13 protein-coding genes are annotated in these 13,472 nt (G+C 56.4%); 3 read left to right on the top strand and 10 right to left on the bottom strand.

Features of this window, described 5'->3' with window-relative positions; translation table 11 throughout:
• Positions 1-195 precede the first annotated feature (195 nt).
• The 3 genes from tyrB to dnaB all read right to left on the bottom strand — a co-directional run bounded on the left by tyrB (position 196) and on the right by dnaB (position 4,100).
• The gene (gene tyrB / locus AC22LX_RS19040; protein ID WP_487334141.1) at positions 196-1,389 is read right to left on the bottom strand and encodes an aromatic amino acid transaminase; all 1,194 of its coding nucleotides are present in this window, start codon (positions 1,387-1,389) and stop codon (positions 196-198) included.
• 184 nt (positions 1,390-1,573) lie between these two features.
• On the bottom strand, positions 1,574-2,653 hold the full coding sequence (gene alr, locus AC22LX_RS19035) for an alanine racemase (RefSeq protein WP_047067000.1): 1,080 nt from the start codon (positions 2,651-2,653) through the stop codon (positions 1,574-1,576).
• A gap of 31 nt (positions 2,654-2,684) precedes the next feature.
• Positions 2,685-4,100, bottom strand: a complete 1,416-nt coding sequence (dnaB, locus tag AC22LX_RS19030; protein ID WP_045396768.1) for a replicative DNA helicase — start codon at positions 4,098-4,100, stop codon at positions 2,685-2,687.
• A 52-nt stretch (positions 4,101-4,152) separates the two neighbouring features.
• Here dnaB and AC22LX_RS19025 point away from each other — a divergent pair, with 52 nt between their 5' ends.
• The gene (locus tag AC22LX_RS19025; protein ID WP_045396772.1) at positions 4,153-5,136 is read left to right on the top strand and encodes a quinone oxidoreductase; all 984 of its coding nucleotides are present in this window, start codon (positions 4,153-4,155) and stop codon (positions 5,134-5,136) included.
• A gap of 192 nt (positions 5,137-5,328) precedes the next feature.
• On the opposite strand, the gene pspG is transcribed toward AC22LX_RS19025, so the two are convergent.
• The 3 genes from pspG to AC22LX_RS19010 all read right to left on the bottom strand — a co-directional run bounded on the left by pspG (position 5,329) and on the right by AC22LX_RS19010 (position 7,302).
• Positions 5,329-5,571 carry an envelope stress response protein PspG gene (pspG, locus tag AC22LX_RS19020; RefSeq protein ID WP_045396775.1) on the bottom strand — a complete coding sequence of 81 codons (243 nt, stop codon included), beginning with the start codon at positions 5,569-5,571 and terminating at the stop codon, positions 5,329-5,331.
• A 141-nt stretch (positions 5,572-5,712) separates the two neighbouring features.
• Positions 5,713-6,711 (bottom strand): tRNA dihydrouridine(20/20a) synthase DusA, encoded by a 999-nt coding sequence (gene dusA, locus AC22LX_RS19015; protein WP_289578574.1) that lies wholly within the window; start codon positions 6,709-6,711, stop codon positions 5,713-5,715.
• Positions 6,712-6,813: 102 nt separating this feature from the next.
• A complete protein-coding gene (locus AC22LX_RS19010) occupies positions 6,814-7,302 on the bottom strand; it encodes a cupin domain-containing protein (RefSeq protein ID WP_015368759.1) in 489 nt (162 codons plus the stop codon).
• Positions 7,303-7,416: 114 nt separating this feature from the next.
• Between AC22LX_RS19010 and zur the strand changes: the two genes are divergently transcribed.
• Positions 7,417-7,932, top strand: a complete 516-nt coding sequence (zur, locus tag AC22LX_RS19005) for a zinc uptake transcriptional repressor Zur (protein ID WP_045379090.1) — start codon at positions 7,417-7,419, stop codon at positions 7,930-7,932.
• A gap of 80 nt (positions 7,933-8,012) precedes the next feature.
• Here the strand turns inward: zur and AC22LX_RS19000 are convergent, their stop codons facing one another.
• The 4 genes from AC22LX_RS19000 to AC22LX_RS18985 all read right to left on the bottom strand — a co-directional run bounded on the left by AC22LX_RS19000 (position 8,013) and on the right by AC22LX_RS18985 (position 10,893).
• A complete protein-coding gene (locus AC22LX_RS19000; RefSeq protein WP_015704042.1) occupies positions 8,013-8,222 on the bottom strand; it encodes a CsbD family protein in 210 nt (69 codons plus the stop codon).
• A gap of 175 nt (positions 8,223-8,397) precedes the next feature.
• Positions 8,398-9,723 (bottom strand): MATE family efflux transporter DinF, encoded by a 1,326-nt coding sequence (gene dinF / locus AC22LX_RS18995; RefSeq protein ID WP_045396779.1) that lies wholly within the window; start codon positions 9,721-9,723, stop codon positions 8,398-8,400.
• 70 nt (positions 9,724-9,793) lie between these two features.
• Positions 9,794-10,402, bottom strand: coding sequence for a transcriptional repressor LexA (gene lexA, locus AC22LX_RS18990; protein ID WP_015704040.1), 609 nt, complete (start codon positions 10,400-10,402; stop codon positions 9,794-9,796).
• A gap of 122 nt (positions 10,403-10,524) precedes the next feature.
• Positions 10,525-10,893: a diacylglycerol kinase gene (locus AC22LX_RS18985; protein ID WP_045396782.1), complete on the bottom strand. Its 369-nt coding sequence runs from the start codon at positions 10,891-10,893 to the stop codon at positions 10,525-10,527.
• Between the two features lie 130 nt (positions 10,894-11,023).
• Between AC22LX_RS18985 and plsB the strand changes: the two genes are divergently transcribed.
• Entirely contained in the window at positions 11,024-13,447 is a 2,424-nt protein-coding gene (gene plsB / locus AC22LX_RS18980; protein WP_045396787.1) for a glycerol-3-phosphate 1-O-acyltransferase PlsB, read from the top strand.
• The last annotated feature ends 25 nt before the right edge of the window (positions 13,448-13,472 follow it).

The raw sequence follows: 13,472 nt of genomic DNA, 5'->3' as shown, positions 1-13,472 counted from the left end.
TTTGGGTCTAAATAATCGATTCGTTATTATTTTTAATAATGAGTGAGCTCATTAATGTAGCAAGACCTTAACGCCTGACCACACAGATAGAAAGGATTTTCTGCTCAGATATCATATAAAAAGAGCATGATCACACTTCGGGGGTAATATTACCCTCGCCTTAACGCTGACGAGGGTAAATTAGTAAGTAAGCACTTACATTACAGCGGAAAACGCCTGAGCGACGCGCTGGACGTTACGCGAGTTAAGTCCTGCTACGCACATCCGACCGCTGGCAATCAGGTAAACGCCAAACTCTTCGCGTAGACGATCCACCTGTGCCGCGCTCAATCCGGTGTAGCTAAACATGCCACGCTGCTTCAGCAGGTAGTCAAAGTTCTTGCCGGGAACTGCCTCTTTCAGCGCATCAACCAGCGTCTGACGCATCGCCAGAATGCGGGTACGCATCGCTTCCACTTCCGCCAGCCATGAGGCTTTCAGCGCCGCGTCGTTCAGCACCGCCGCGACCACCTGCGCGCCAAAATTCGGCGGGCTTGAGTAGTTGCGGCGCACCGTCGCTTTCAACTGGCCCAGCACGCGGCCTGCGGTTTCCGCATCATCGCAGACAATCGACAACCCACCGACGCGTTCGCCGTACAGTGAGAAGATTTTGGAAAATGAGTTGCTGACCAGCATCGGCAGGCCGGCGCTGGCAATCGCACGAATAGCGTAGGCATCGTCTTCCATACCGGCGCCAAAGCCCTGATAGGCGATATCGAGGAAAGGAATTAAATTGCGTGCTTTCAACACCTTAACGACTTCATCCCACTGCGAGTTGCTCAGATCGGCGCCCGTCGGGTTGTGGCAACACGGATGCAGCAGCACGATATCGCGCTCAGGGAGCGTCTGTAGTTTGGCGAGGAAGGCTTCAAAACGCACGCCGTTGGTCTCATCATCGAACCAGGGGTAAGTACTTACTTCGAATCCAGCCCCTTCAAATATGGCGATGTGGTTTTCCCAGGTCGGGTCGCTAACCCATACGCGCGACTGCGGGAAGTAGCGCTTGAGGAAATCGGCGCCAACCTTCAGCGCGCCGGAGCCACCCAGGGTTTGAATTGACGCTACGCGGTTTTGTTTCAGCACCGGATGGTCGGCGCCAAATAACAGCGGCGCAATGGCGTGGCGGTAGCTATTGAGCCCTTCCATCGGTAAATACAGCGAAGCGCCATGCGGCTGGGCATTGAGGCGCGCTTCGGCTTCCGCCACCGCCTGTAGTTGCGGAATAATGCCGTCTTCGTTGTAGTAAAGACCAATGCTGAGGTTCACTTTGTCACTACGCGGATCGTCTTTGAAACGCTCCATCAAGGAAAGAATGGGGTCGCCGGCGTAGGCGTCAACTTTTTGAAACACGAGATGTATCTCCAGGTTTACGAAAGCAGGTATTTACACAATAAACCGGAAGTTGGGGAAGGTCGAGGGGATGTTGGTAAGTTATCGACAAAGATCGCTGCAAACCTGGGCGACGCCGCGCGCCGCCCCTGCTCATTACCCCGATAAGCGTAGCGTAATCGGGGAAATATGCCACTGACAGTCGTTAGTCGAGGTAGCGGATAGCCAGCCTGGAAGTCAGTCGGGTAATAAGTTCGTAAGCACTCACTTTCGTTATTTCCGCGATGCGCTCAACGGGGAGCCCTTCTCCCCATAACACAACCGGATCGCCAGTTTTATCCTGCGCTTCAGGACCGAGGTCGACGCAAATCATATCCATCGCCACGCGACCGACAATCGGCGCTTCGCGGCCGTTGACCAGCACCGGCGTGCCGGAGGGCGCGGCGCGCGGATAACCGTCGCCGTAGCCCATCGCCACTACGCCGAGGCGAGTATCGCGCTCACTAATCCAGGTGCCGCCATAGCCCACCGGCTCCCCGGCTTTATGTTCGCGCACCGCAATCAGGCTGGAGGTCAGCGACATCACCGGCAGGCAACCAAAATCCTCTCCGGTAGAGTGATTTTCCAGCGGCGAAACGCCGTAGAGAATGATGCCCGGCCGCGCCCAGTCGAAATGCGACTGCGGCCACAGCAGGATCCCGCCAGAGGCGGCAATAGAACGCAGCCCCGGTTTCCCTTCGGTAAAGGTGGTGAAAATATCCAGCTGACGCTCGGTCGCGCCGCATTCCGGCTCATCGGCACGGGCGAAATGGCTGACGATATTCACCGGCTGGCGAACATTTTTGCACCGGCTTAGCCGCTGATAAAACGCTTCTGCCTGTTCCGGCAGTACACCAAGGCGATGCATACCGGTATCCAGCTTCATCCAGACGGTAACCGGTTCGGTCAGTTCCGCTTGTTCGAGCGCCGCCAGCTGTTCCGGGCTATGTACCACGGTATGCAGTTGCTGCGCGGAAATCAGCGCCAGATCCGCCGCTTCAAAGAAGCCTTCCAGCAGCAATATCGGTTGGGTAATGCCCCCTTCACGCAGGCGCAGCGCCTCTTCCAGGCGGGCGACGCCGAAGGCATCGGCGTCGGTCAGCGTTCGCGCGGTCTCAAGGAGGCCGTGTCCGTAGGCGTTCGCTTTCACCACCGCAACCAGTTTGCTGGCAGGAGCCAGTTCACGCAGGCGTTGCAGGTTGTGTCGCAGAGCGCGGCGGTTAATAACTACAGTTGCCGCTTGCATTTGAATTCCTTAAAAAAAGACAGACGGAGGTTTACTCATCGTCATACTGAGGACCGGCATAATTATCGAAACGCGACCACTGGCCGTTAAAGGTCAGTCGTACCGTACCGATCGGGCCGTTACGTTGTTTACCAATGATAATTTCAGCAATACCTTTTAAATCACTGTTCTCGTGATAAACCTCATCACGGTAGATGAACATGATTAAGTCGGCATCCTGTTCAATAGAGCCGGATTCACGCAGGTCGGAGTTGACCGGACGTTTATCGGCGCGCTGTTCCAGAGAGCGGTTCAACTGCGACAGCGCCACCACCGGCACCTGCAACTCTTTTGCCAGCGCCTTCAGCGAGCGGGAGATTTCGGCGATCTCCAGAGTACGGTTGTCGGAGAGCGACGGTACGCGCATCAGCTGCAGGTAGTCGATCATGATAAGGCCAATACCGCCGTGCTCGCGGGCGATACGCCGGGCGCGCGAACGCACTTCCGTCGGCGTCAGGCCGGAGGAGTCATCAATATAGATGTTACGTTTTTCCAGCAAAATACCCATCGTGCCGGAGATCCGCGCCCAGTCTTCATCGTCCAGTTGGCCGGTACGGATACGGGTCTGATCGACGCGCGACAGCGAGGCCAGAGTACGCATCATGATCTGCTCCGATGGCATCTCCAGACTGAAGATTAACACCGGCTTATCCTGCAACATCGCCGCGTTTTCCACGAGGTTCATCGCAAATGTCGTTTTACCCATCGAGGGACGCGCGGCAACGATGATCAGATCCGAAGGCTGTAGCCCGGCGGTCTTTTTGTTGAGGTCGTCATAGCCGGTATTGACCCCGGTGACGCCGTCATGCGGCTGCTGGAACAGCTGTTCAATACGGGCGACGGTCGCATCGAGCACGTCGGCGATATTTTTCGGCCCCTCGTCTTTATTGGCGCGGCTTTCGGCAATTTTAAACACCCGGGATTCGGCGAGGTCCAGCAGATCTTCGCTGGTGCGCCCCTGGGGGTCAAAGCCGGCTTCAGCGATCTCGTTAGCGACCGAAATCATCTCGCGAACTACCGCACGTTCGCGAACGATGTCGGCATAAGCGCTAATGTTCGCCGCACTTGGCGTATTTTTTGATAGCTCAGCCAGATAGGCGAAACCGCCTACGCTATCCAGTTGCCCCTGACGCTCCAGCGATTCCGCGAGGGTTATCAGGTCAATCGGGCTGCCAGACTCTTGCAGGCGCGCCATTTCGGTAAAGATATGACGATGCGGGCGGGTATAGAAATCTTCCGACACCACCCTTTCGGCGACGTCGTCCCAGCGCTCGTTATCCAGCATTAAACCGCCCAACACCGACTGTTCCGCTTCAATCGAGTGCGGCGGGACTTTCAACCCGGCGAGCTGCGGATCGCGTTCGCGAGGTTCTGTCTGTGGTTTGTTGAAGGGTTTATTTCCTGCCATAGTGAATGGAGTTACCTGTAAATGAGAGACACAAAATTATAAAGGAGTTCACATGGCAACACGAATTGAATTTCCCGCGCATGGAGGCCCCGAGGTTCTGCATGCGGTTGAGTTTACCCCCAACGATCCTGCCGAACACGAAATCCAGGTAGAAAACAAAGCTATCGGTATCAACTATATCGACACCTACATCCGCAGCGGCCTGTATCCACCGCCCTCGCTGCCGAGCGGACTGGGAACCGAAGCCGCCGGTATCGTGAGTAAAATCGGCAACGGGGTTAAACATATCAACGTTGGCGACCGCGTGGTATACGCCCAGTCCGCGCTTGGCGCTTATAGTTCGGTGCATAACGTGCATGCTGACAAAGCGGCAATTTTGCCGGATGCGATTTCCTTTGAGCAGGCCGCCGCCTCGTTTCTTAAAGGGCTGACCGTCTGGTATCTGCTGCGCAAAACCTATGAAATACAAGCCAATGAAACCTTCTTGTTCCACGCGGCGGCGGGCGGCGTGGGGCTGATTGCCTGCCAGTGGGCGAAAGCGCTGGGGGCGAAACTTATCGGTACCGTCGGAAGCGAGCAAAAAGCGCAGCGCGCCCGGCAGGCCGGCGCCTGGGAAACCATTAACTATCGCGAAGAGAATATTGCCGAGCGCGTCAAGGCGCTAACCGGCGGCAAAAAAGTCGCCGTGGTTTACGATTCCGTGGGTAAAGATACCTGGGAGGCCTCGCTCGATTGTCTTCAGCGGCGTGGGCTGATGGTCAGCTTCGGCAATTCATCTGGCCCGGTAACCGGTGTGAATTTGGGTATCCTCAATCAGAAAGGATCGCTGTATGTGACCCGCCCTTCTCTGCAAGGCTACATCACCAACCGGGAAGAGCTGACGGAAGCCAGCAACGAGCTATTTTCGCTGATCGCCAGCGGCGTGATCAAAGTCGATGTGGCGGATAATCAGAAATACGCCCTGCGTGACGCCAGACGCGCGCATGAGATCCTGGAAAGCCGGGTGACCGAAGGCTCGAGCCTGCTGTTACCGTAACCGGATGAGATCGCCAGAAAAGTTTAGGGCCTCCTGACGGAGGCCCTGACTTTTTTGTTCGGCTGTATGTAGGGTACAGCACGATGAATTCGTTATCGCGCTAATAGTGACAGATTTAATACGCAATGCCTACGCTGTTTTATGCAAAATTACTCAGGTTGTGACACACCGCTCAATCCCCAAAATGATGGCTTAGTAGCGCCAACGATCTTCGCGGCGATAGCGGGTTGTGGTCGGCGATTTTATCGCCCGAATGACCCATACGACGGCCACCGCCAGCAGCAACCAGGGTAGCAGCTTAAACATTAATGCGAACAGGCCGCCAAAGAACATCAGCGCGGTGGCGACGACCAACGCGGCAATAATGCCAAGCAGCGAGATGCCGGTGACCAGCAGCATGACAAAAAAGCCAATAACAAATAAGAGTTCCAGCATGGTCTTCTCCCGAAATAAATAACCAGATAGCTGATTGGCTATTTCAAGAATCATGCCAGGTATAACTCATTGAATTAAAACACAACGCCCCGCAGCAGTGCTGTAGGGCGTGGCGAAATAGACCAGTTTTTAGCGAAAAGTTTAACGCTTATCGGCAACCAGCTTCAGCGCGTGTTCCAGCACGTTGATATCGGCGCCCGCTTTGTGGGCATTTTCACTCAGATAGCGACGCCACTGACGCGCGCCGGGGATCCCCTGGAACAATCCCAGCATATGGCGGGTGATATGGCCAAGATAGGTACCGTTGCTGAGCTCGCGCTCGATATAGGGGTACATTGCGCGCACCACCGCCACCGGATCGGCATCCGCGCCGTCGACGCCGAAAATCTCGCGATCCACAGAAGCCAGAATACCCGGGTTTTGATAGGCTTCACGCCCCACCATCACGCCGTCCATATGCTCAAGCTGCTGTTTAGCCTCTGCCAGAGATTTAATTCCGCCGTTAATCGCCATCGTCAGATGCGGAAAATCACGTTTCAGTTGCCAGACGCGCGGATAATCCAGCGGCGGAATTTCGCGGTTCTCTTTCGGACTCAGGCCGGAAAGCCAGGCTTTACGAGCGTGAATGATGAACATTTCACACTCCCCTTTGCCGGAGACGGTCTCAATGAAATCACACAGGAATTCATAGCTATCCCGATCGTCAATGCCAATACGGGTTTTTACCGTTACCGGGATCGACACCACGTCGCGCATCGCTTTGATGCAGTCCGCCACCAGCGCGGCGTTACCCATCAGACAAGCGCCAAACATCCCATTCTGCACGCGGTCAGAGGGGCAGCCGACGTTGAGGTTAATCTCGTCGTAGCCGCGCGCCTCGGCGAGCTTCGCGCAGTGCGCCAACGCCGCAGGATCGCTACCGCCCAACTGCAGCGCTACCGGATGTTCTTCTTCGCTATAGGCCAGGTAGTCGCCTTTACCGTGAATTATCGCGCCGGTGGTGACCATTTCGGTGTACAGCAGAGTATGGCGCGACAGCAGACGCAGGAAGTAGCGGCAATGTCTGTCGGTCCAATCGAGCATGGGCGCGATAGAAAAACGGTGGGCAGCAAAAGCGGTAGATGTGGATTCTGGCATCATGGCGAATAAATAAGCATCCGGGTAAAAAGGGGCGCTACTATAGCACAAACACCAACCACGGCGCATAACGTCGAACGCCACGCGCCATGGTCAAAATGCGGCCTATATTTTCCGCGGTTTGCCGTCGTGCGGGCCAAAGAACTGCGGAGGGTGATCCACCCAGCGATCCTGGCGAGTCGCGGCATAGCCCGGGTTCAACGGATAGTAGATGCGGTTGTGTTTTTTATTCGCCTCGCCAACGACCAGCAGCCGCACCTCCTGCTCGGTATTATTCAGGAAGGTATGACACACGCCAGTCCCCGCCGGAAAGCCGACGCTATCGCCCGGCTCCAGCTTCCATAGGTAGCCATTGATCCAGACTTCCGGAAAGCCTTCCAGCACGTAGATGAACTCTTCTTCATCGCTTTCCGCATGTGGATAAGAGGTTCTGCGTCCCGGCGGTAAGCGTTCATGATGGATGCCCAGCCGATTTAGCCGCAGGCCGCGGGCAAGAGGCGCGCCAATAGAAAACAGCTCGTGACTATCGGGGTAGGTGGAATCATCCGCACCTTCCAGTTCGCGCCAATGTCGAATGCAATCAGGTCGTTTCATCGTTTTCTCCCGAAAATGAGATACATCAGGTATAGCAAAGCTTGCAGGATCTCGGCGTTTTACCTGGTTCGTGATAAAGTAACAGTTTCAACATCACGCAACCAGAGGATGCTCATGGATAACACCACTTCGCAAGAAATGTTAGCGCAGGCTGAAAAGCTTTGCGTGCAACGTGGCGTACGCCTGACCCCGCAGCGTCTGGAAGTGTTGCGTCTGATGAGCCTGCAGCAAGGGGCGATTAGCGCCTACGATCTGCTGGATCTGCTGCGAGAAAAAGAGCCGCAGGCGAAGCCGCCCACGGTCTATCGCGCGCTGGAGTTTCTGCTGGAGCAAGGTTTTGTGCACAAAGTGGAATCGACCAACAGCTATGTACTGTGCCACCTTTTCGATCAGCCGACCCACAGTTCGGCGATGTTTATCTGCGATCGCTGCGGCGTGGTCAAAGAAGAGTGTGCGGAAGGCGTAGAAGATATTATGCATACGCTGGCGGCCAGAATGGGCTTCGCTCTACGGCATAATGTGATTGAAGCGCACGGCCTGTGCGCGGCCTGCGTGGAAGTCGAAGCGTGCAGCGCCCGCGAACACTGTCATCACGATCATACCATCCAGATTAAAAAGAAAGCCCGCTGAGTCGGGCGACATCAGCGGGAAGCTACGGCATATCACTATGCCGTTAGACAGGCATAAACAGGGGGTCAAAACCGCATTCGCTACCAGCGCGTATCGTTCTTACGCTCCCAGTCAGACACCTCTTTTTCGGCCTGATCTTTCGCGTAGCCGTAACGCTCCTGAATTTTACCGACTAGCTGATCGCGCTTCCCTTCAATGACCGTCATATCGTCATCGGTCAGTTTACCCCACTGTTCCTTGGCTTTACCTTTCAACTGTTTCCAGTTACCGCTGATTTCGTCTTTATTCATCATTACGTCCTCATGATTCGGTGGGTTAACAGCCCGTTTTGTTCCGGACATGGTAATAACTATAGATGACAATGCTGACACCGATTCGTTATTCGGAATTTTTAACCATCAGGCCAATTGAACACGCTGGGAGAATTTTCCCGGCTCGCGCTGCGCTCGGCCGGGCTATTTGCATTCAGGAGGGTGAATTAAACCAGGTGCCACGCTGCCAGTGGCGGCGCCAGATGAGCGCCAGCGAAAGCCCACGCAAAGCCAGGAACACGGCCAGCGCCAGCCACAGGCCGTGGTTGCCGAGCACGGGCACAGAGAGCAGCGTCACCGCAAATCCCGCAGCGGCCACCGCCATGCTATTACGCATCTCCGCGCCGCGCGTCGCGCCGATAAACATGCCATCCAGCAGATAACACCAGACGCCAATCACCGGCAGGATCAACTGCCAGAACAGATAGCGGTCGGCCAGCTGCTGCAATGATGGGATAGAGGTCAATAGCGCGATGATATGCTCACCGGCCACGCTGTAGATTAACGCGAACGCCAGCGCGACCATTCCCGACTGCCGACAGGCCGCGCGCCAGACTTCCAGCAGTTGGCTACCGTCACGCGCGCCGTAAGCCTGCCCGGAATGGGCTTCGACGGCATAGGCAAAACCGTCCAGCGCGTAAGCGGTAAAGGTCAGCATGGTCATCAGTACCGCATTGACCGCCACCACGTCGCTGCCAAGACGGGCGCCGAAGACGGTGATGGCGCCAAAACAGAGCTGCAGTAGCAGCGAACGCAGCATGATGTCGCGATTAAGCGCCAGCAGGCGCCGCATATTGCCGCGCCAGGCTTCCTTCAACATGGCAAGCGTCACGCCGCGCAGCGCCAGCACCCGTTTCGCCATCAGCAGGCCGATGATAAAGGTAGCGTATTCCGACAACGCCGTCGCCAGTGCCGCCCCCTGCACGTTCATATGCAGCCCCATCACCAGCCACAGATCGAGCACGATATTCAGCAAGTTGCCGACCACCAGCAGGATCACCGGGGCGCGGGCGTACTGCACGCCAAGCAGCCACCCCAACAGCACCAGGTTGGCCAACGACGCCGGGGCGCTAAGCCAGCGGATTTCGAGGAACCGTCTGGCCTGCTCCAGTACCGCCTCGCTGCCGCCGACAATATGTAGCGCGAGGTCAATGAGCGGCATGCGGAACAGAACAATGAGCAGCCCGGCGGCCAGCGCCAGGATCAGCGGTTGCACCAGAGCGCGCGCCAGCCGCTGCGGATCTTTGGCGCCGTAGGCCTGAGCGGTTAAGCCAGTGGTGCTCATTCGCAGGAACAACAGCAGCATAAAGAGGAAACTGGTGGCCGTCGCGCCGACGGCGACGCCGCCAAGGTATACGGGGCTATCAAGATGGCCGACAACGGCGGTATCGACCAGCCCCAACAGCGGAACGGTAATGTTCGAGAAAATCATCGGTAGCGCGAGGCGCCACAGTGCTTTATCGGCGGCGTTGAGCAGCATGCAGAGGGACCAGACAGAGGAGGAACATCGCAGCGTCATGCATCATGATGACGCTGCGTTAGGACGGGAGTTACAGCCACTCACCGTTACGGATCACGCCGACGGCCAAACCTTCAATGGTGAAGCTCTGCTGGCGCAGATCGACGACGATCGGGGAAAACTCGCTATTTTCCGGCAGCAGTTCAACGACGTTGCCCTGCTTTTTCAGACGTTTTACGGTGACTTCTTCATCGATACGCGCGACGACGACCTGGCCGTTACGCACGTCCTGAGTTTTATGTACCGCCAGCAGATCGCCGTCTAGGATACCGATGTCTTTCATCGACATCCCGCTAACGCGCAGCAGGAAGTCGGCATTTGGTTTAAACATCGCCGGGTCAACCTGGTAGTGACCTTCAATATGCTGCTGCGCCAGCAGCGGTTCGCCTGCGGCGACGCGGCCGATCAGCGGCAGTCCGTGTTCTTCTTCCGTCAGCAGACGAATGCCGCGTGAAGCGCCGGAGACGATTTCAATCGCGCCTTTACGCGCCAGCGCTTTGAGGTGTTCTTCCGCCGCGTTTGGGGAACGGAACCCCAAGCGCTGAGCAATTTCCGCACGCGTCGGCGGCATGCCCGTTTGGCTGATGTGATCCCGGATGAGATCAAACACCTCTTGCTGCCTGGTCGTTAACGCTTTCATTCCGCCCCCTGGGTGTATATACAGTTATGCTGTGAGTATATACAGCTAATGGTGATTTTGGAACCACATATCATATAAAAATCAGGAGATTCTTTGCGTTTTGCGAGCGTTGCCGACAAGACTTAGCGGTAATGCGACCACAACAGCATAGTCCAGGTGATCAACGCGATGATTATCGCCAGCAGTACCGCCGCCGAGCCCATATCCTTGGCGCGCCCGGAAAGTTCATGATGCTCAGGCCCGATACGGTCAACCACCGCTTCAATCGCGCTGTTAAGAATTTCGACTATCATCACTAACAGGACCGAGCCAATGAGCAGGACTCGCGTAATGATATCGACATCCAGCCAGCAGGCTATCGCCACGGCTACAATGGCGGCGACGCCTTCCTGGCGGAAAGCGGCTTCGTTCACCCACGCCGCGCGGAAACCTTTCCAGGAATAACCTGCTGCTTTAATGATTCTGGTTAACCCAGTGGTATTATTGGCCATCAAAAAGAACCTTTTAATGTAAATGACGTCGCTGAGTGTACGTGTTTGCCGTGTGACAACGGAAATTTTGTACGCTTTCTGTTATTCTTGCCGCGCATTTGCATGATTAACCAGAGGCTTCACATCGTTTATGTCCGGCTGGCAACGAATTTACTATAAATTACTGAATTTACCATTACGGGTGCTGGTAAAAAGCAAGTCTATTCCGGCAGAACCTGCTCAGGAATTAGGGCTCGATACCTCGCGTCCGATAATGTACGTCTTGCCTTATAACTCCAAGGCGGACCTGCTGACCCTGCGCGCCCAGTGCCTGGCGCATGACTTACCCGACCCTTTTGAACCGCTGGAAATCGACGGCACCCTGCTGCCGCGCTACGTTTTCATCCACGGCGGCCCGCGCGTGTTTACCTACTACACGCCGAAAGAGGAGTCCATTAAGCTGTTCCACGACTACCTAGATCTGCACCGTAATCATCCCGATCTTGACGTGCAAATGGTGCCGGTCTCGGTGATGTTCGGCCGCGCCCCGGGTCGCGAAAAAGGCGAAGAGAATCCGCCGCTACGCATGCTTAACGGTATTCAGAAATTCTTCGCCGTCTCCTGGCTTGGCCGCGATAGCTTCGTGCGTTTCTCGCCTTCTGTCTCTCTGCGCCGCATGGCGGATGAGCACGGTACCGATAAAATCATCGCCCAGAAGCTGGCCCGCGTGGCGCGTATGCACTTCGCCCGTCAACGTCTGGCCGCCGTCGGCCCGCGTCTCCCTGCCCGCCAGGATCTGTTCAATAAGCTGCTGGCATCGAAAGCTATCGCCCGCGCGGTAGAAGATGAAGCGCGCAGCAAGAAGATTTCTCACGAGAAGGCCCAGCAGAACGCCATCGCGCTGATGGAAGAGATTGCCGCTAACTTCTCTTATGAAATGATCCGCCTGACTGACCGTATTCTCGGCTTCACCTGGAACCGTCTGTATCAGGGGATTAACGTGCATAACGCCGAGCGCGTACGCCAGCTGGCGCATGACGGCCATGAGATTGTCTATGTGCCCTGTCACCGTAGCCACATGGACTACCTGCTGCTCTCTTATGTGCTTTATCATCAGGGGCTGGTGCCGCCGCATATCGCCGCCGGCATAAACCTCAACTTCTGGCCGGCCGGGCCGATTTTCCGCCGTCTGGGCGCTTTCTTTATTCGCCGTACCTTTAAGGGCAACAAGCTCTACTCCACGGTATTCCGCGAATATCTTGGCGAGCTGTTCAGCCGTGGCTATTCGGTGGAATACTTCGTCGAAGGCGGGCGTTCCCGTACCGGCCGCCTGCTGGATCCGAAAACCGGCACCCTGTCGATGACTATCCAGGCAATGCTGCGCGGCGGTAGCCGCCCCATCACCCTGGTGCCGATTTATATCGGCTACGAGCACGTGATGGAAGTCGGTACCTACGCCAAAGAGCTGCGCGGCGCGACAAAAGAAAAAGAGAGCCTGCCGCAGATGGTGCGCGGCCTCAGCAAGCTGCGTAATCTCGGCCAGGGCTACGTTAACTTCGGCGAACCGCTGCCGCTGATGACCTACCTCAATCAGCACGTGCCTGAATGGCGCGAAGCCATCGATCCTATCGAAGCTGTCCGCCCTTCCTGGCTGACGCCGACGGTGAATAATATCGCCGCCGATCTGATGGTGCGCATCAACAATGCCGGGGCGGCCAACGCCATGAACCTGTGCTGTACGGCGCTTCTGGCGTCGCGTCAGCGTTCTTTGACCCGTGAGCAGCTGACCCAGCAGTTGGATTGCTACCTCGACCTGCTGCGTAACGTGCCGTACTCCACCGATTCGACCGCGCCGACGGCTTCCGCCGGCGAGCTTATCGACCACGCACTGCAGATGAACAAGTTCGAAGTCGAGAAAGACACCATCGGCGATATCATCATCCTGCCGCGCGAGCAGGCGGTGCTGATGACCTACTATCGCAACAACATCGCCCATATGCTGGTGATGCCGTCGCTGCTGGCCGCTATCGTGACCCAACATCGCCGCATCACCCGTAGCGAAGTGCTGCGTCATGTCGAGATGTTCTATCCGTTCCTGAAAGCCGAGCTGTTCCTGCGCTGGGAAAAAGAGGAGCTGGCGGGCGTTATCGATGCGCTGATGGCAGAGATGCAGCGTCAGGGCCTGGTGGTGCTGAATGGCGATGAGATGAGCGTCAACCCGGCGCACTCTCGTTCCCTGCAGCTGTTGGCCGCCGGCGCGCGCGAGACGTTACAGCGCTACGCGATCACCTTCTGGTTGTTGAGCGCCAACCCGTCCATCAACCGCAGTACGCTTGAGAAAGAAAGCCGCACCATGGCGCAGCGTCTGTCGGTACTGCACGGTATCAACGCGCCGGAGTTCTTCGATAAGGCGGTGTTCAGTACTCTGGTGCTGACCCTGCGTGACGAAGGCTACATCAGCGATACCGGCGATGCCGAGCCGGCAGAGACCCTGAAGGTCTACCAGATGCTGGCGGATTTGATTACGTCGGATGTACGTTTGACGATTGAAAGCGCCGCTCAGGACGACGCATAACGTTGCGGCTTCTGTTCCCCGGCTC

Source organism: Klebsiella sp. PK01 (genome assembly GCF_057624675.1).
Note: the sequence above shows the minus strand (reverse complement) of the source record. Positions and strands in the feature narration are given on the sequence as shown.

Bases quoted from the DNA above. Each gene is read 5' to 3' on its own strand.
- alr (WP_047067000.1), bottom strand. From the start codon at position 2,653: ATGCAAGCGGCAACTGTAGTTATTAACCGCCGCGCTCTGCGACACAAC.
- dnaB (WP_045396768.1), bottom strand. From the start codon at position 4,100: ATGGCAGGAAATAAACCCTTCAACAAACCACAGACAGAACCTCGCGAA.
- AC22LX_RS19025 (WP_045396772.1), top strand. From the start codon at position 4,153: ATGGCAACACGAATTGAATTTCCCGCGCATGGAGGCCCCGAGGTTCTG.
- pspG (WP_045396775.1), bottom strand. From the start codon at position 5,571: ATGCTGGAACTCTTATTTGTTATTGGCTTTTTTGTCATGCTGCTGGTC.
- dusA (WP_289578574.1), bottom strand. From the start codon at position 6,711: ATGATGCCAGAATCCACATCTACCGCTTTTGCTGCCCACCGTTTTTCT.
- AC22LX_RS19010 (WP_015368759.1), bottom strand. From the start codon at position 7,302: ATGAAACGACCTGATTGCATTCGACATTGGCGCGAACTGGAAGGTGCG.
- zur (WP_045379090.1), top strand. From the start codon at position 7,417: ATGGATAACACCACTTCGCAAGAAATGTTAGCGCAGGCTGAAAAGCTT.
- AC22LX_RS19000 (WP_015704042.1), bottom strand. From the start codon at position 8,222: ATGAATAAAGACGAAATCAGCGGTAACTGGAAACAGTTGAAAGGTAAA.
- dinF (WP_045396779.1), bottom strand. From the start codon at position 9,723: ATGCTGCTCAACGCCGCCGATAAAGCACTGTGGCGCCTCGCGCTACCG.
- lexA (WP_015704040.1), bottom strand. From the start codon at position 10,402: ATGAAAGCGTTAACGACCAGGCAGCAAGAGGTGTTTGATCTCATCCGG.
- AC22LX_RS18985 (WP_045396782.1), bottom strand. From the start codon at position 10,893: ATGGCCAATAATACCACTGGGTTAACCAGAATCATTAAAGCAGCAGGT.
- plsB (WP_045396787.1), top strand. From the start codon at position 11,024: ATGTCCGGCTGGCAACGAATTTACTATAAATTACTGAATTTACCATTA.